18 protein-coding genes are annotated in these 15,128 nt (G+C 66.9%); 10 read left to right on the top strand and 8 right to left on the bottom strand.

The features are described 5' to 3' along the window. Positions 1–12 precede the first annotated feature (12 nt). On the top strand, positions 13–1,545 hold the full coding sequence (locus tag K7W41_RS00655) for a B12-binding domain-containing radical SAM protein (protein WP_224603708.1): 1,533 nt from the start codon (positions 13–15) through the stop codon (positions 1,543–1,545). A 105-nt stretch (positions 1,546–1,650) separates the two neighbouring features. Then, positions 1,651–2,235, top strand: coding sequence for a hypothetical protein (locus K7W41_RS00660; protein ID WP_224603710.1), 585 nt, complete (start codon positions 1,651–1,653; stop codon positions 2,233–2,235). Between the two features lie 24 nt (positions 2,236–2,259). Here the strand turns inward: K7W41_RS00660 and K7W41_RS00665 are convergent, their stop codons facing one another. The 3 genes from K7W41_RS00665 to K7W41_RS00675 form a co-directional block, all read right to left on the bottom strand. Then, the gene (locus tag K7W41_RS00665; protein WP_224603712.1) at positions 2,260–2,979 is read right to left on the bottom strand and encodes an MIP/aquaporin family protein; all 720 of its coding nucleotides are present in this window, start codon (positions 2,977–2,979) and stop codon (positions 2,260–2,262) included. Between the two features lie 81 nt (positions 2,980–3,060). Further along, complete coding sequence (locus K7W41_RS00670; protein ID WP_224603715.1) at positions 3,061–4,365, bottom strand: erythromycin esterase family protein; 1,305 nt, start codon at positions 4,363–4,365, stop codon at positions 3,061–3,063. A 121-nt stretch (positions 4,366–4,486) separates the two neighbouring features. Further along, the gene (locus tag K7W41_RS00675) at positions 4,487–5,845 is read right to left on the bottom strand and encodes an esterase/lipase family protein (RefSeq protein WP_224603716.1); all 1,359 of its coding nucleotides are present in this window, start codon (positions 5,843–5,845) and stop codon (positions 4,487–4,489) included. A 331-nt stretch (positions 5,846–6,176) separates the two neighbouring features. Between K7W41_RS00675 and K7W41_RS00680 the strand changes: the two genes are divergently transcribed. The 6 genes from K7W41_RS00680 to lysX all read left to right on the top strand — a co-directional run bounded on the left by K7W41_RS00680 (position 6,177) and on the right by lysX (position 9,842). Then, positions 6,177–7,403 (top strand): 3-isopropylmalate dehydratase large subunit, encoded by a 1,227-nt coding sequence (locus K7W41_RS00680; RefSeq protein ID WP_396114785.1) that lies wholly within the window; start codon positions 6,177–6,179, stop codon positions 7,401–7,403. Beyond that, complete coding sequence (locus tag K7W41_RS00685; protein ID WP_224603719.1) at positions 7,400–7,810, top strand: RidA family protein; 411 nt, start codon at positions 7,400–7,402, stop codon at positions 7,808–7,810. The genes K7W41_RS00680 and K7W41_RS00685 overlap by 4 nt, the downstream gene beginning before the upstream one ends. Before the next feature lies 1 nt (position 7,811). Then, positions 7,812–8,306: a LeuD/DmdB family oxidoreductase small subunit gene (locus K7W41_RS00690; RefSeq protein ID WP_224603720.1), complete on the top strand. Its 495-nt coding sequence runs from the start codon at positions 7,812–7,814 to the stop codon at positions 8,304–8,306. A gap of 9 nt (positions 8,307–8,315) precedes the next feature. Continuing rightward, positions 8,316–8,651 carry a phage terminase large subunit family protein gene (locus K7W41_RS00695; protein ID WP_221088696.1) on the top strand — a complete coding sequence of 112 codons (336 nt, stop codon included), beginning with the start codon at positions 8,316–8,318 and terminating at the stop codon, positions 8,649–8,651. A 76-nt stretch (positions 8,652–8,727) separates the two neighbouring features. Further along, the gene (lysW, locus tag K7W41_RS00700; RefSeq protein WP_221088697.1) at positions 8,728–8,901 is read left to right on the top strand and encodes a lysine biosynthesis protein LysW; all 174 of its coding nucleotides are present in this window, start codon (positions 8,728–8,730) and stop codon (positions 8,899–8,901) included. 77 nt (positions 8,902–8,978) lie between these two features. After that, positions 8,979–9,842, top strand: coding sequence for a lysine biosynthesis protein LysX (gene lysX / locus K7W41_RS00705; protein ID WP_224603723.1), 864 nt, complete (start codon positions 8,979–8,981; stop codon positions 9,840–9,842). Between the two features lie 60 nt (positions 9,843–9,902). Here lysX and K7W41_RS00710 read toward each other — a convergent pair whose 3' ends face one another. Further along, positions 9,903–10,526: a CBS domain-containing protein gene (locus K7W41_RS00710; RefSeq protein ID WP_224603725.1), complete on the bottom strand. Its 624-nt coding sequence runs from the start codon at positions 10,524–10,526 to the stop codon at positions 9,903–9,905. Positions 10,527–10,657: 131 nt separating this feature from the next. Between K7W41_RS00710 and K7W41_RS00715 the strand changes: the two genes are divergently transcribed. Together K7W41_RS00715 and K7W41_RS00720 are read left to right on the top strand one after the other, a co-directional pair. Further along, a complete protein-coding gene (locus K7W41_RS00715) occupies positions 10,658–11,146 on the top strand; it encodes an OmpH family outer membrane protein (RefSeq protein ID WP_224603728.1) in 489 nt (162 codons plus the stop codon). A gap of 73 nt (positions 11,147–11,219) precedes the next feature. Further along, positions 11,220–11,693: an OmpH family outer membrane protein gene (locus K7W41_RS00720; protein WP_224603730.1), complete on the top strand. Its 474-nt coding sequence runs from the start codon at positions 11,220–11,222 to the stop codon at positions 11,691–11,693. 59 nt (positions 11,694–11,752) lie between these two features. Here K7W41_RS00720 and K7W41_RS00725 read toward each other — a convergent pair whose 3' ends face one another. The 4 genes from K7W41_RS00725 to K7W41_RS00740 form a co-directional block, all read right to left on the bottom strand. Continuing rightward, a complete protein-coding gene (locus tag K7W41_RS00725; protein ID WP_224603732.1) occupies positions 11,753–12,247 on the bottom strand; it encodes a pyridoxamine 5'-phosphate oxidase family protein in 495 nt (164 codons plus the stop codon). A 101-nt stretch (positions 12,248–12,348) separates the two neighbouring features. Next, the gene (locus K7W41_RS00730; protein ID WP_224603734.1) at positions 12,349–13,611 is read right to left on the bottom strand and encodes an MFS transporter; all 1,263 of its coding nucleotides are present in this window, start codon (positions 13,609–13,611) and stop codon (positions 12,349–12,351) included. A 145-nt stretch (positions 13,612–13,756) separates the two neighbouring features. Next, complete coding sequence (locus K7W41_RS00735) at positions 13,757–14,521, bottom strand: RluA family pseudouridine synthase (protein WP_224603736.1); 765 nt, start codon at positions 14,519–14,521, stop codon at positions 13,757–13,759. Further along, positions 14,518–15,108 carry an NADPH-dependent FMN reductase gene (locus K7W41_RS00740; protein ID WP_224603738.1) on the bottom strand — a complete coding sequence of 197 codons (591 nt, stop codon included), beginning with the start codon at positions 15,106–15,108 and terminating at the stop codon, positions 14,518–14,520. Before K7W41_RS00740 ends, K7W41_RS00735 begins: the two co-directional genes overlap by 4 nt. Positions 15,109–15,128 lie beyond the last annotated feature (20 nt).

Raw genomic sequence — 15,128 nt, forward strand, 5'->3', positions numbered from 1 at the left:
CCCGGAGGACCCTTGAGTTACTGGCGCACCACCTTAAAACCCCTTCTGGATGCCGAAACCGGCACCATCTTCAAACAGGCCCCCATCCGCGTGACCCTGGCCTTTCCCAACCGCTACAGCGTGGGTATGGCCTCGCTGGGGTATCAGGTCATCTACCGCATGTTCAACCAGGAAGAAGGCGTGGCCTGCGAGCGTGCCTTCCTGCCCGACGATGTGGAGGCCTTCGAGCGCACCGGGCAGGCGCTGCCCACGGTGGAAACCGGGCGCGACGCCGGCGACTGCCAGCTGTTTGCCCTGAGCGTGTCCTTTGAGCTGGACCTGACGAACATCATCCGTACGCTGGACGTGGCCGGGCTGCGCCCACTGCGTGAAGAGCGCGACGACACTGACGCCCTGGTGATGATCGGCGGGCCCTTTACCAGTTCCAATCCCTACCCGCTGACGCCCTTTGCCGACATCATCGTGATTGGCGACGGCGAGCAGATCGTGCCCGTGATCAGCGAGGCGCTGCGCGAGGCGAACAGCCGAGAGGACTTCTATGACCTCGTGGACGGCATGCCCGGCATCTTCCTGCCGGCGCGCCACGCGCACGAGCCCAAGTGGGCCACCGCGCCTAAGGAACTGCTGCCCGCCTACAGCCAGATCGTGACCCCGCACAGCGAGCTGAGCAACATGTTCCTGGTTGAAGCCCAGCGCGGCTGCCCCCGCCCCTGCACCTTCTGCCTGGCCCGGACCATGTATGGCCCCAACCGCAACAACCAGGCCCAGGAACTGCTGGACACCATCCCCGACTGGGTAGAGAAGGTGGGCCTGGTGGGCGCGGCCCTCAGCGACTTTCCGCACACCAAGTACGTGGGCCGCGTGCTGACCGACCGGGGCATCAAGCTGGGCGTGAGCAGCATTCGGGCCGACACCGTGGACGCCGAACTGGCCGAGATCCTCAAAGCAGGCGGCCTGCGCACCTTTACGGTGGCCAGCGACGCCCCCAGCGAGCGCCTGCGCCGCTGGCTGAAAAAAGGCATCACCACCGAGGACCTCCTCAAGACCGCGCACATCAGCCGCGATCTGGGCTTCAAGGGCATCAAGGTGTACATGATGATCGGCCTGGGCCCGGAGAACGACGACGACATCACCGAGCTGATCGAGTTCACCAGGGAACTGGCGAAGATCAACCGCATCGCGCTGGGCATCAGCCCCTTCGTGCCCAAGCGCCACACGCCGCATTTTGCTGACCCCTTTGCGGGCGTGCAGACCATCGAAAAGCGCATGAAGCGCATTCAGAAGGAGCTGCGCACCACCGCCGAACTGCGCAACGTGTCGGCCAAGTGGGCCTGGGTGGAAAGTGTGATCGCGCGCGGCGGCCCCGAGGTGGGCATGGCCGCCTACCAGATCTACCGCAACGAGAGCATCGGCGCCTGGAAAAAGGCCCTGGATGAAGTGGGCTGGAGCGACGAGTTCGAGGCGAACATGCCCACCATCGGCCTGCCGCCCGGGCAGTACGAGAGCAAGGATGTCAGCGCCCACGCGCAGGGCCTGGCGATTTAAGTTCAGTTCCTAAAGCGATCTGCTGATCCTATTCCCTTCCCCGAATCGGGAAGGGGATTGATTTTATGCAGTCTATTAGCAAGCAGCACGAAGTATGCTCAGGATATGGACCCTGAGCAACTGGTAAAAGATTGGATGGAGAGAACCTATGGATTAATTTTAGAAAAAATTCCCGAATCCACAACAAAAACACCCGACTTTTCAATCAGTTTTGATGCTAATTTGATTGGTTACGCAGAACTGAAGACCCTTGAGCGTGTAGACCCATCCCAAACTCCTGGCTGGTCTGAAGTGGAAGAGATGCAGGTTCATGAGGAAGGTATGACGATGTCGATGCATAGCCGCGAGGACAACTCGGTTAATCGCGTGTCAAATTGCATCGAAAAGGCTTATGAGCAGCTGAGGGGATATCCAAGTATTCGGTGCCTTATCATCTTAAATGCAAGCTATGCTGATGTGGGCGATTTGGAAGAGTGTATATATGGATATTCGGAGTTTGAAGGTCAAACGCCTCTCAGACTTGTATCTGATCCCAGAGCACACAAAAGGCTTCTTCCAATACTGCCGGCATTCGACATATTTATTTGGTTGGACAGGAAGGGGGCACGCCTACAGCCCTTCCTTCGTGGTGGCTCTCCCACAGGAGTAAAGTTTGCGCAAGATTTTTTGATGCAACCTCGGGGATATTAGTCTTTCGTACAACTCTTGGATGAGCTATTGGAATCTGTCTCTGCCCTGCGCCGCCTCGCATTCCTGGGCGTTGGCAGGGTCCCGGGTCAGCCGGGTGAAGGCCAGCGCCAGCAGGGCCCCGGCCAGTGGCCCCAGCAGGTGCGGCCAACTGCCGGCCAGATCGGCGCGCAGCAGCGCTGGCCCAAAGCTCTTGGCGGGGTTCATCGCCACCGCCGAGAGCGGATTGGTCAGCAGATGGTCCAGGCCCACGGCCGTCCCCACAATGAGCCCCGCGCTGACCTTCAGCGTCTGGTTGCGGTGCGCCACACCCAGAATCACCGTCAGCAGGAAAAAGGTCGCGCCCACTTCCAACAGCGTCGCCCCGGCCGCGAGCACCCGCTCGGTGGGGTGGGGCAGCGGCGTCACCGTGCGCAGCAGGGCCGCGGCGGCAGCTGACGCCGCGAACTGGGCCCCCACGTAAGGCAGCACCCGCCCCCAGGGAAAGGCGCCCCGCAGCGCGAAGGCCAGCGTGACCACGGGATTGAAATGGGCCCCGGAGAGGTCGCCCAGCGTGAAGATCATGGTCAGGATCACCAGGGCGGGGGTCAAGGCGTGGGCCACGAGGTCGGGCAGCAGGTGGCCCTGGGCCAGCGCGGCAGCGGCCACGGTCATCAGGGTCAGCACAAAGGTTCCCAGCCCCTCGGCCAGCAGGGCAGGGCCCAGCGGCGGGGCGGGATGGTCGGGGCAAGCGCTCAGGCCGGGCATCAGACAGAATGATGACACTGCCGCCTGGGAAACATCACGAGACGGTCAGGCCATGCACAGCGCTGAGGCCTCCGCTTGGGCCTATTGCCCGCTGGGGTAGGTGTCCGGCAACTCGCCCTCATCGCTCCCACTCCCCGCGTCCAGCGGCACCAGCGCGGCTGTCTGGTCCAGGTACAGAAGCGCGTCGTACTGCTCGGGCAGGCGGGTGTGGTAGTAGTGGCTCTGGCGCTCGGTTCCGGGGCGGTAGATCACGCCGATAAAGCGCTGCAGCCGCTCGGCCTGCAGGGCTTCGGGCACCTCGCCCTGCAGGTCCAGCCAGAAGTCGCCCACGCCCAGGTCGTGCAGCGCGGCTTCCACACTGCCGGCCAGCGCCGGGCGCACCCCCTTCACCCGTCCAGGCTGGCCCCAGTCATCGGCGGCCAGCACCTCGCCGCTGTGGGTGCTCTGGCCCAGGATGAAGGTCTGCCCCGGGTGGCGCTCCCGCAGGTACTGGCCCAGGTTTTCCTGCCCCTGGCGCCAGCTGACCTCAGTGGCCCGCGCGTCGCCCAGGTGCGAGTTGTGGGCCCACACCACGATCCGGGGTTCCAGGCCCTGGGCCCGCTGGTGCTCGGCCAGGGCGTCCACCGTGTCGGCCATGTGGGTGTCGCGCAGGTTCCAGGTGTCCAGGCGGCCCCGGAACATCTCGCGGTAGTAGCGCTCGGCGTTCAGGGCCAGCCGGGCGTTCTGCTCGGCGTAGAACAGGTCGTCGCCCGCCAGCAGGTCCGGGCCGTGGGTCTGGGCCTCGCGGCGCTGCAACTCCAGCAGCTGGGCCACCGCCTCGTCCTCGCAGGGCTCGTCCACCCCGTAGGCCGTGGCCAGCCCGTAACTCTGGGGGTCGTCGCCGTAGGGTTCAAAGCAGCTGTAGCGCTGCCGGGCACGCTGCGCGGCGGCCGGGTCCACGCCGTCCAGGTAGGCCACCACCGCGTCCATCGAGCGGTGCAGGCTGTACAGGTCAATGCCGTAGAACCCCGCTTGTGCCTGCGGCCGGCGCTCGTTGTGGCCGCGCAGCCACGTCACGAAGTCGCGCACGTCCTCGTTGCGCCACATCCAGCGCGGGAAGCGCCCAAAGTCCCCCAGGGCCTGGGCGGCGCTGTGGTCGCCGTTCTGGCCGCGCACGTAGCGGTTCACCCGGTAGGCGTCGGGCCAGTCGGCTTCCACAGCCACGGCGGTAAAGCCATGGTCCTCGATCAGGCGGCGGGTCAGCGCGGCGCGCTCGCGGTAGAACTCGTGGGTGCCGTGCGAGGCTTCCCCGATCAGCACGAAGCGCCGCGCCCCCATGCGCGCCAGCAGGGCGTCGTAGGCCCCAGGCTCACTCAGGGGGTGCAGGCCGGGCAGGGCAGAGGTCATGCCTTTACCTTGCCCAGCGCCGGGCCGGGTGGGGATTGGGGAACCCTAAAGTCCGGCTGGCCGAACGCCCACCGCAGGCCGCAAACAGCTCAACGGTTCCCCAAGAGTGCCCCCCGGGCCGTCAGTTCTGGTTCGCCAGGAACGCCGCCTGATTGCGGTAAAAGGCCTTCACGTCCCGGAACGACAGATTGCCCGTGATGTCAATGTGGTCGTAGCCGTCCACCCGGCCCAGGCGATACCACAGGCCCGGCAGGGTGGCGCCGCCGCTGTAAGCCACGCTGCTTTCGTTCAGGGGCGCGTTCATGGATTTGCCCGGCACAATGCCGTCGTTGGCCCACCAGCTCCGGTCATAGGTCACGGCCCCGCCGGGGCTGCGCCCGCCGATGTTGCCCAGCCCTGGGCTGAGGGGCGGCGCGTAGGGAAAGGCCACGGCCGACAGCACCGGGTTCATGGTGAGGTTGGGGTAGTGCCAGCCGGTGAGCAGGCCCGGGGTGGTGGCGTTCGTTTCCCAGGAAAAGTAACGGGTGGTGCGGCTGCGGCCCAGCCAGCGGTTGAGTTCGGCCGCGCCGTCGGGGCCCAGGTCCCAGGCGGCCTGGTCCCTACTGGTCCACACGCGCGAGGCGAACACGCGGTTCTGGTAGGTGCTGAAGCGCTCGCCGGGCGCGCGGCTCAGGCCCCACTGCCCCAGGTCGAAGTTGTAGACAAAGTTCTCGGGGTCGGCGGCGCCCACGCTGGCGGCAAAGGCCAGAATCAGGTTCTTGAACATGGGCACCGCTGCCTGCAGGGTGTCGGCCGCCGGGCTGCCGCTGTTGGGGCTGCTGACGGTCATCACGCTGCGCACCCAGCCCGCGCGCCCGCCCGTGAACAGGGCGCCGCTGCCCGCGTTGGCCGGGTGGCCGTCGTCCAGCAGCTTCACCAGGGTGCGGGCCGTCTGGCCCCCCATCGAATGCCCCAGCAGGTTGACTGGGTGAGCAGCGTCCCACTGCGGATAGAAGCCGGGGTAACACTTGGCGCTGTCGGTGCGGGCGTGCCCGTGCTGCGCCGCGTGCGCCGCGCCGTAATCCACGCACCCGCCCTTGATCTGCGCGTACAGCTCGGCGGCGCGGTCCCAGTTGCTGCTCACCGGGCCCAGGCTGGCGGTAAAGACCCGGTAGCCCTGGGCACGCAGGTCTTCCTGTACATCCAGCAGTCCGCCCCAGTAGCGCAGCCCCAGCCCCTCGTCGCGCCCAAAGCCCCCCAGGCCATGCACCAGGATCAGCGGCACGCTCTTGTCCAGCACCTGTGCCGTCATCGCCCGGCCGCCCGGGTAGGTGCGGCTCAGGTCGGTCATGGGCGCGGGGGTGGCGGTGGGCTCGGGCGGGGTGGGGGTGGCCGCCGCGTGCAGGGCGGGCTCGGGGGCCGCCGCCGGGGCGGCGCAGCCAGCCAGCAGGCCAGCGGTGACGGTCAGGGCAAGGAGCAGGAAGGAACGTGAACCAGTCATGGGGCTCCCAGGGGGGCCGCCCACCAGGGCGCGGTGCAGGCGCCCACGCCGGTCACCGCTGACCACACGCAGCCGCGCGCCCCGGGGCGGCGAGGTTGGATTTTTGGTACAGGGTGCACTGTGGCACACAGCTGACCCGCTGTCTTGACCCGGGTTCAAAACAGAGGAAAAGCGCACGGTGGGCGGGGAAGGGGGTGCGCCGACAACAGCAAGAGATCGCCCCCGCCTTGGCGATTGAAAACAATTCTGTCTCTATTCCAGTCAATCTCACGCTCCTGGTCTGGGCAGACGGCATTATGGGCGCATGACAGCTGTCAGCAGGCCGCAGACCATGGCGGAGAAAATTCTGTCCAGGCGGGGGGGGCGCCCGGTGTACGCCGGGGACCTCGCCGTGGTGGAAGTGGATCAGGTGATGGTGGTGGATTCCATCGCCCAGAGCTTTATTGAGCGCATGACGCGCGACCTGGGGGCCCAGCCCAGGTTCCCCGAGCGCGTGAGCATCGTGATTGACCATGTGGCCCCCGCCAGCACCGTCAGCGTGGCGCAGGCGCAGAAAGAGGCCCGCGAATACGCCGCCCAGACCGGCGTGCGGCTGTTCGACGTGGGGCGGGGCATCTGCCATCAGGTGCTGGTGGAGGAGGGACTGGCGCGCCCAGGCTGGATTGTGCTGGGCAGCGACAGCCACTCCACGACCTACGGCGCGGTGGCGGCGTTCGGCACCGGCATGGGCGCCACCGACATTGCCCTGGCCGCCGCCAGCGGCAAGACGTGGCTGAAGGTGCCCGAGAGCGTAAAAGTCACCCTGCACGGCGAGGTGCGCCCCGGCGTGGGCGCCAAGGACGTGGCCCTGGAGATGATCCGGGTGCTGGGGGCCGACGGCGCCACCTACCAGAGCATCGAAATCCATGCCGGAGACCGCTTCACGCGTGGCGAGCGCATGACCCTGGCGAACCTGTGCGTGGAAGCGGGCGCCAAGACCGGCCTCGTGGTGCCCGGCGGCGAGATTCTGAACGGGTACGACGTGCCCGACTGGGTGTACCCCGATCCCGGCGCCCTCTATGTCCGTGAACTCGAACTCGATCTCTCCAGTCTCGCGCCCCGCATGAGCGCCCCCAGCGAGGTGGACAACGTGCACGACGTGGCCGCGCTGCGCGGCCTGAAGGTGGATCAGGTGTTTATCGGCACCTGCACGAATGGGCGCCTGGAAGACCTGCACGCGGCGGCGGCGGTGCTGCGCGGACAGCGGGTGGCTCCGGGCACGCGGCTGCTGGTGATTCCCGCCAGCAGCGAGGTGATGGAGCAGGCGATGGCCGACGGCACCCTGCTGACCCTGCAGCGGGCCGGGGCAGTGCTGGGCACCCCCGGCTGTGGGCCCTGCATGGGCCGCCACCAGGGCGTGCTGGCCCCCGGCGAGGTCTGCGTGAGCACCAGCAACCGCAACTTTATCGGCCGCATGGGCGACAAGGACGCGCAGATTTACCTCGCCAGTCCGGCGGTGGCGGCAGCCACGGCGGTTCGCGGCGTGATCGCCCTGCCCGAAGACGTGGGGGCCGCGTGAGCGAGACCGTCTTTCATCTCCCCGAAACGCTGCCCCGGGCCCGGGGCTACACCCCGGCTGTGGAGGTGCGCGGTGGCCGCACCCTGTACATTTCCGGCCAGGTGGCCCTGAATGCCGGGGGCGAACTGGTAGGCCCCGGCGACTTTGAGGCCCAGGCCCGGCAGTGTTTTCAGAACGTGGCGCACGCGCTGGCAGCGGCCGACATGACCTTTGCCGATGTGGTCAAGCTGGGTCTGTACGTGCTGGACATGGCCGGGTTGCCCACCCTGCGCCGCGTGCGCGACGACTTCGTGAACACGGCCCAGCCCCCGGCCAGCACCTTGGTTCAAGTGAGTGCCTTCTTCCGGGCCGACGTGCTGGTGGAAGTCGAGGCGGTGGCGGTGGCCCCGCTGGAAAGGAGGGCCTGACATGCCCCGAGTCTGGACATTTGGCGACAGCGTGAACACCGACGACATCCTGCCGGGCAAGTTCGCGCCCTTTATGGCAGGCGAGGACCGCTTTCAGACCTTCGCCTTTCACTACATCCGCCCGGAGTTCGCCGCGCAGGTGCAGCCCGGCGATCTGCTCATTGGCGGGCGCAACTGGGGGCTGGGGTCCAGCCGCGAATATGCCCCCCAGGCGCTGAAAAAGCTGCAGATTGGCGGCATCGTGGCGCCCAGCTTCGCGCGGATTCACTACCGCAACCTGCTGAACCTGGGCATTCCCGCCTTTGAATACGACCTGACGGGCGTGCTGCACGACGGCGATGAGGTGACGCTGGACGTGAATTCCGGCGTGCTGACCTATGCCGGCGGCGCGGTGCAATTGCCCCCACCTCCGGCCTTTCTGCGCGAGGCCCTGCAGGAAGGCAGCATTCTGGCCTTTTTCAAGAAGCACGGGCGCTTTCCGGGCGAGGACGCCTAAACTGGGCGCATGGCAATTCTGGAAGTGGAATGTCCGATCTGTGAGGAAGTGCTGGAACTGACGGACGAGGACCGCGCCGAACTGGCCGTGGGCGACGTGATCGTGTGTGCGTCGTGCCACAGCGAGATGGAAGTCACGCGCAACGGCGGCGGCGAGGACTTTGAGCTGGACCTGCTGAGCGCCATGACCACCTGCCCCCACTGCGACGAGGAATTCGAGGTGACGCCCGATATGCTCGCCGCCGCGCCGGCTACCCGCAGCCAGGACGGCACTGAGGTCAGCCTGATGACCTGCCCGCACTGCAAATCGAAGTTTGAGCTGGACCTGAGCGACGAGCCGGAGTGAAGGTAAAGCGGCCTGTCCAGACAACATCAAACGCAAAGCGTATTTTGACTTAGCCTATCAAACGCAAGGAGAAGCTATGCCTACTGTTGTCTTTGAAAACCCTGATACCGGCGCCGCCATCGAACTGACCAACCCCGAACTGGGCGAACTGGTCATTGACGATGAAACCGGCGTGGAATACGAAGTCGTCTCGGTGGACCCGCCCCGCCTGGAAGCCGCCCCGCAAGAAGCGGAGGACTGGGGCGAGTAACGTGGCCCGGCGGCGGTCGGGGGGGCCTCAGCGCCTGCCCTGACCGCCGCTGACCCGTTGCCCCCGGAAAGGCCCCTATGGCTGAACTGGCCGTGCTGTACGACCGCATCCGCCCCGACGAGAAGATGCTCTTTGAGGCCCTGGACGATCTGGGTGTGCCCTACGACAAGGTGTACACGCCCCAGCTGACGCTGACCTTTGACGAGCAGGGCCGCCGAGGGGTGCCCTGGCGCGTGGCGATTGAACGCTGCGTGAGCCAGAGCCGGGGCCACGCGGTCACCCGCGCGCTGGAAGGCTTTGGGGTGCAGGTGATCAACCCCGCGCACGTGATCGAGGTCTGCGGCGACAAGCTGGCCACCAACGCCGCGCTGCACGCCGCCGGACTGCCCACCCCCCGCACGGGCGTGGCCTTTGACGGCGAGAGCGCCCTGGCCCTCATTGAAACCCTGGGCTACCCGGTGGTCCTGAAACCCACCGTGGGCTCCTGGGGCCGCATGGTCAGCCGCCTGAATGACCGCGCCGCCGCCGAGGCTGTCATTGAGCACAAGGAGGTGCTGGGCGGGCCGCAGCACGGCATTTTTTACGTGCAGGAACTGGTGGACAAGCCGGGCCGCGACATCCGCGCGTTTGTGGTCGGCGGGCAGTGTATTGGCGCCATTTACCGCACCAGTGAACACTGGATCACGAACACCGCGCGCGGCGCCAAGGCCAGCAACTGCCCCCTCACCCCCGAACTGGCCGACCTTGCCGTCCGCGCCGCCGCCGCCGTGCAGGGGCAGATCGTGGCGATTGATCTGGTGGAAGACCCGCGCGCCGGGAACGAGTGGGGCGGCCTGACCATCATCGAGATCAACCACACGATGGAATTCAAGAATTCGGTGAGCACCACGGGCGTGAACATCCCGCGCCTGATGGGCGAGTACGCGGTGTCCAAGTTGTAAGGCGGGTCAACAGGGGGCGGCCCGGTCACGTAAGATGGCCGGGCCGCCCCCTGTTTGCCGTTATTCCAGCACGTCAATCCCTGCATCCTGTACGCGGCGGCGCACGTCTTTCACGCCTTCGCCGTTCACGCGCATCACAAAGCGGCGGCGGCCATTTTCGCCCCCAAAGGTCGCCACGCTGATGATGTTGCTGGGCAGCACGGCGCCCGTGGCCCGCTCCAGGCTGCCAGGGACGTCAGGCATGTCCAGGGTCAGGCGCTTACCGCCCTCGCGCATGCCCAGAATGCCGGTAAAGGCGCGCAGCACGTCCATGGTGGTGATGATGCCGCTCAGGACGCCGGCATCGTTCAGCACCGGCAGGCCGCCCACATGGTGCTCCTGCATGCGCAGCGCGGCGTCTTCCATGTATTCACCCTCGGCGGCCGTGATGACGGGCCGGGCCATCATCTCGGCCACGGTCAGCTTGCTCAGCAGGTAATTCAGTTCCCACACGCTGAGGGTGGTGGCCTTGCTGGGCATGGCGTCTTTCAGGTCCTTGCGGGTGGTGATGCCCACCAGTTGGCCCCGGTCCACCACCGGCAGGCGGCGGAAGTTGCCTTCCTTGAGGATTCTCAGCGCGTCCATGACGGGCGTGTCTGGCGTGACCGTGATGGGGTCGGGGGTCATCCAATCGCGTACGAGCATGGGCCCAGTGTACGGGGTGGGCTGCGGGGTGGAAGCCCCGCGTCCGGGCCTGACCCGGGGCTGACGGCAGATGTGAGGCGCATGCACTGGGCTTCATTCGGCTCAGAAAGGCCCATGATACGTTGCCGGGCATGAAGATCAGCGCCAAAGTCATGGCTCCTCTGGCCCTTGCCGCCGCGTTCGGCCTGGGCACGGTCGCCCCACACGCCCAGACCACCCCGCAGAAGGTGGGCTTTGTGGACGTGTCCAAGCTGCTGGCGGCCCACCCCATGGACAAGGAAATCCAGGAGATCCAGAAAAAGGCCGACGCCGAACTGGGCGCCCTGGACAAGCAGATCAAGGCCATTGACGCCAAGGGCGCCTCGGCCACCGCCGCCGACAAGCAGACCCGCGAGACGCTGGTCAAGACCATCCAGTCCAAGGCCGACGCCTACGACAAGCAGCTGGAACCCAAGATCTCTGTGGTGGAAAAGGCCGTGGACGCCGCCATCAGCAACGTGGCCAAGAGCAACGGCTACAGCATCATCATGGACCGCGACGTCGCCGCCAAGAGTGGCCTCGTGATCTACGCCGACGGCAGCGCCGAAATCACCGACGCCGTGGCCAAAGCCGTTAAGTAAGGCCGCCCTGGCCTGGGCAGGCCCCCGACGCCAGGGGCCTGCTTTTTCTTCGCCCCCCAAGGAGGCCCCCGGCATGAACAAGATCTGGTTGATTCTGCCCCTGGCCCTGCTGTCGACCGTGCCCCACGCCCAGCAGGCCAAATCCCGCGTGGGCATCGTGAATGTCCAGCAGGCGGTCAAGGCCCTGCCCGAGAGCAAGGCGTATCTGGACCTGAACGCCAAGGTGGCCGCCGACCTGGGTGCCCGCCAAAAGAGCCTCGAAGATCTGGCCGCCAAGGCCGCCGCCACCCGCAGCGCCGCCGACCGTCAGGCGCTGGCCAAAGCGCAGCAGGCGTACGCCAGTGTGCGCGACAATTACGCCGCGCGCATTGACGCCGCCTTCAAGCCGCTGGCCAGCAAAGTGAACGCCGCCGTGGCCAAGGCCGCCAAGACCAACGGCTACACGATTGTCTTGGATGAGCAGGTGGCCGCCCAGACCAGTCTGGTGGTCTACGCCAACGAGAACGCCACCAACCTCACGCCCGCTGTGATTAAGAACCTGAAGTAAGCAGACGTGCGCGAAAGAGCCCCAGGGGTTTCCTCCCTGGGGCTCTTTGCTGGCTTGGCTTACAGCGAGACGCGCTCGTTTTCGCCCTGCTTGGCCTGGGTGCCGGTCAGCAGGCCCTTGGCCAGCCCCAGCAGGCTGCGAATCTTGCCGTCGCTCTCCCAGTATTCGGCGCCGTGGGCCTCAATGCGGATCAACTGGATGTTCGGGTCGTCCTTGCCTTCGGGGAAGTAGGCCTTGTACATCTCGTTCCACAGCTCGTCCAGCTTGGCGCGGTCTTCCACCAGCGTGGCGGTGCCCTGCAGGCTCACGTAAATGCCCTTGTCCGGCTTGGAATAGCTCACGTTGACCTGTGGGCGGGCGGCCATGTTGCGCACCTGCTCGGTGTCCTTGCCGCCCAGGAACCACAGGTCACCGTCAAACTCAACGTCCTGGGTGGTCATGGGGTGGGCCTTGAGGTGGCCGTTCTCGCTCTGCACGGTCAGCATGGCGAACTTCACGTCCTTGATCATCGCGCCGATCTTGGTGAGGGCCTCCTGGCGGGTTATGTCGCTCATGCCGTCACCGTCGCATGGGGCCCGCCGGGCAGATTGAGAGGTCTGCCACCGTCTGAACGCCGCCCAAAGGTGCCCTGAAGATTGCTGGAGGGGCCGCACCCTCAGGCTGCTTGCCTTGCCCCTTCGCCGTGCAGGCGCTCGGGGACGTTGCGCACCAGCACGACGCCCAGCATGAAAAACGCCGCCGCCAGCCCAAAGACCAGGGTGTAGCCCAGATTCTCGGCGCGGGCGTTGCCCCAGTCCAGTAGCACCCCCTGCGGCCCGCCGATAAACTGCGGCGCCACAAAAGCCACGTGCCAGATGCCCATGTCGCGGGCAAAGGAGCGTTCGCTGGGCATGGCGTCGCTGCCCAGCGCCCAGTCCACACTGGTAAAGGCCCCAAAGCCCAGGCCGAACAGCGCCGCCAGCGGCAGGGCCAGCGCAAAGGAGGGCACGACCAGCAGCAGCAGCGCGGCGCCCGCCATGGTGGTGCCCGCCACGTAAATCACCGGTTTGCGCCCCACGCGGTCACTCAGGCGTCCGCCAATCAGCGCCGAGACAATGCTGGCCACGATAATGCACGCCAGCATGATGGAGTTGGAGGTCACCGGATCCTTCTGGCCCAGCACGTCGCCGTTGTAGTACTGCAAGAAGGGCTGCACCGAATACTGCCCCAGCGCAAACAGCGCGCGCGTGATGAACACCCACAGAAAGGGGCGGTGGGCAAAGAGCGTGGTCCAGTGGGCGGCTGGTTGGGCGGCCTGCGGGGTCGCCGAAACGGGATCATCCGGCACGCCGCGCATGGTGACCAGGGCGGGCACCAGCAGCATGACGGCCGTCAGCACAAACAGCGTGATGGACGGCAACTGCAGCTGCCCCAGCGCGAACGCACTGAGCGCGCCCAGCAGTTGCCCAGCCGCCTGCAGCATGCCCATCGCCCCGCTGTAGCGCCCGCGCTGCGACACCGGCACCAGCTGCGGAATCAGGGCCGAGTAGGGCGCGGTGGCGTAGTTGTTGCCAAACTGCACCAGCAAAAAGCCCAGCACGTATACCCAGAAGCCGGGCATGCCGTCCAGCAGGGCCACCGCCAGCCCCATGACCCCCAGGCCAGCGAGGTTGACCCCCACCCCCAGCTTCAGGTAGGGCAAGCGCCGCCCAGTGCGGTCACTGTGGGCCCCCACCAGCGGCGGAATCACCAGGGCCATTACCGCGCCAATCACGGTGAGCAGCCCCACGTACGAGCCTTTGCGGGCTTCGCCCACGAACTCCAGCACGTTGGCCGGCATGAGAATCAGCAGCAGCGCCAGCCAGTGAAAGGCGGTGCCGAACCAGAACGCCGAGAGCACCCACGGGCTCACGGGCGCGCGTGCAGGAGTGGAAGTCATGTGCGGCGAGTATACGGGTGGCCGCGCGGGGCTGGGGGCTAAATTTTGCAGGGTTGGGGGAAGTGCCCAGAACTGGTTGCGTGGAGCCTTTGCCCGTCTGGCGTTTCCTGCCTACAGCCTCCGCGTGGGGAAGCAGGCCCCATGTTCAGTCCTGCGGCAGCGCGTCCCAGTAGGCCTGCAGGTCTGGGGCCAGCGGCAGCTCGGCGCTGAACTGGGTGCCACTCCAGGGAAAGGCAATGCGCGCGGCGTGCAGCGCCTGCCGGGGCAGACCCAGCCGCGCGGTGAGTTCTGGGGTCTGGCCCACCTCCATGAACGCCAGAAACACGCTGGGATCGCGGCCGTAAATCTTGTCGCCCACCATTGGCAGGCCCAGGTGGCTGAGGTGCGCGCGAATCTGGTGCAGGCGTCCGCTGCGGGGATAGGCCTCTATCAGCGTGTGCCCCGCCCGGCGGGCCATCACCCGGAAATCGGTGACGGCCGGGCGGCCATCCGGCACCACCGCCTGCCGGATAGCGATGCGGTTGGCCCCGCCCAGGCCCAGGTCGCCCAGCGGGGCGTCCAGCGTGCGCCGCTCCCAGTCGGGGGTGCCGTGCACGATGGCCACGTAGGTTTTGCCCACCAGATGCGTTTTGAACAGCGTAAAGAAGCGCTGCGCCGCCTCGCGGTCCCGCGAGAACAGTTGCGCGCCGCTGGTTTCGCGGTCCAGGCGGTGCGGCGGCGCCAGGGTGTCCTCGCCGGTCAGGCGGCGCAGATAGGTCAGCACGTCGGGCACGTCCACGCGTGCGCGCACGGGGTGGGTCAGCCACAGCGCCGGCTTGTGCACCACGTAGAAATCGGGGTGCTCCACCACCACGCGCGGCTTTTCGGTGGGGGGCAGCAGGGGCGCGCGCGGGCTGCTGGGAGAAGTCACAGCTCCCACACGCTGCGGTAGGGACGGCCCTGCAGGCGCCCGGCGAGGTCGGCGCCGCGCGTCACCGTGCGGGCCAGCCGCGCCGCCAGCCACTCGCCCGGCACGCCCGGCGCCGCCCAGTGCGCGCCTGTGGCATACACGAAGTCCGGGTTCACCACGCAGCGGAAATCCACCATCAGGCCAAAGGCAAAGGCGCCGTGGCTGAGGTAGCCGTGATCCAGCCCCCCGGAGACCAGAAACGTCACCGGCTGGTCGAACCACGCGCCGTGCAGGCCGCGCGTCTCGTCGCTGCTGCCGGTCAGTTCCACCAGCGCCTTGGCCCCCGAGCCCAGGCCCCAGTTGTACACCGGCACGCCCAGAAACAGCCCGTCGGCCTCGCGGATGGCGCGGTGGTACAGCTCGGCGTGGGGGTGCTCGTAGCAGCCGCCCGGCCCCTGCACGTTGTCGAAGGGGGGCAGCGGGGTCTGGCGCAGGTCCAGGTGGGTGACCTCGTGGCCCTCCACGCGCAACTGCTGGGCGGCCAGGGTGCACAGCCACGCGCTGCGGCTGTCCGGGTCCAGGCTGGTGGACAGAACCGTGAACTTCACGCCCCGCAGCCTAGAGCATT

Origin of the sequence: Deinococcus multiflagellatus (assembly GCF_020166415.1) — a bacterium.
GTDB classification, from domain to species: domain Bacteria; phylum Deinococcota; class Deinococci; order Deinococcales; family Deinococcaceae; genus Deinococcus; species Deinococcus multiflagellatus.

What these genes read in the sequence shown, in the direction of transcription:
- K7W41_RS00660 (WP_224603710.1), top strand. Translation starts at nt 1,651, where the DNA reads ATGGACCCTGAGCAACTGGTAAAAGATTGGATGGAGAGAACCTATGGA.
- K7W41_RS00665 (WP_224603712.1), bottom strand. Translation starts at nt 2,979, where the DNA reads ATGCCCGGCCTGAGCGCTTGCCCCGACCATCCCGCCCCGCCGCTGGGC.
- K7W41_RS00670 (WP_224603715.1), bottom strand. Translation starts at nt 4,365, where the DNA reads ATGACCTCTGCCCTGCCCGGCCTGCACCCCCTGAGTGAGCCTGGGGCC.
- K7W41_RS00675 (WP_224603716.1), bottom strand. Translation starts at nt 5,845, where the DNA reads ATGACTGGTTCACGTTCCTTCCTGCTCCTTGCCCTGACCGTCACCGCT.
- K7W41_RS00680 (WP_396114785.1), top strand. Translation starts at nt 6,177, where the DNA reads ATGGCGGAGAAAATTCTGTCCAGGCGGGGGGGGCGCCCGGTGTACGCC.
- K7W41_RS00690 (WP_224603720.1), top strand. Translation starts at nt 7,812, where the DNA reads ATGCCCCGAGTCTGGACATTTGGCGACAGCGTGAACACCGACGACATC.
- K7W41_RS00695 (WP_221088696.1), top strand. Translation starts at nt 8,316, where the DNA reads ATGGCAATTCTGGAAGTGGAATGTCCGATCTGTGAGGAAGTGCTGGAA.
- lysW (WP_221088697.1), top strand. Translation starts at nt 8,728, where the DNA reads ATGCCTACTGTTGTCTTTGAAAACCCTGATACCGGCGCCGCCATCGAA.
- lysX (WP_224603723.1), top strand. Translation starts at nt 8,979, where the DNA reads ATGGCTGAACTGGCCGTGCTGTACGACCGCATCCGCCCCGACGAGAAG.
- K7W41_RS00710 (WP_224603725.1), bottom strand. Translation starts at nt 10,526, where the DNA reads ATGCTCGTACGCGATTGGATGACCCCCGACCCCATCACGGTCACGCCA.
- K7W41_RS00715 (WP_224603728.1), top strand. Translation starts at nt 10,658, where the DNA reads ATGAAGATCAGCGCCAAAGTCATGGCTCCTCTGGCCCTTGCCGCCGCG.
- K7W41_RS00720 (WP_224603730.1), top strand. Translation starts at nt 11,220, where the DNA reads ATGAACAAGATCTGGTTGATTCTGCCCCTGGCCCTGCTGTCGACCGTG.
- K7W41_RS00725 (WP_224603732.1), bottom strand. Translation starts at nt 12,247, where the DNA reads ATGAGCGACATAACCCGCCAGGAGGCCCTCACCAAGATCGGCGCGATG.
- K7W41_RS00730 (WP_224603734.1), bottom strand. Translation starts at nt 13,611, where the DNA reads ATGACTTCCACTCCTGCACGCGCGCCCGTGAGCCCGTGGGTGCTCTCG.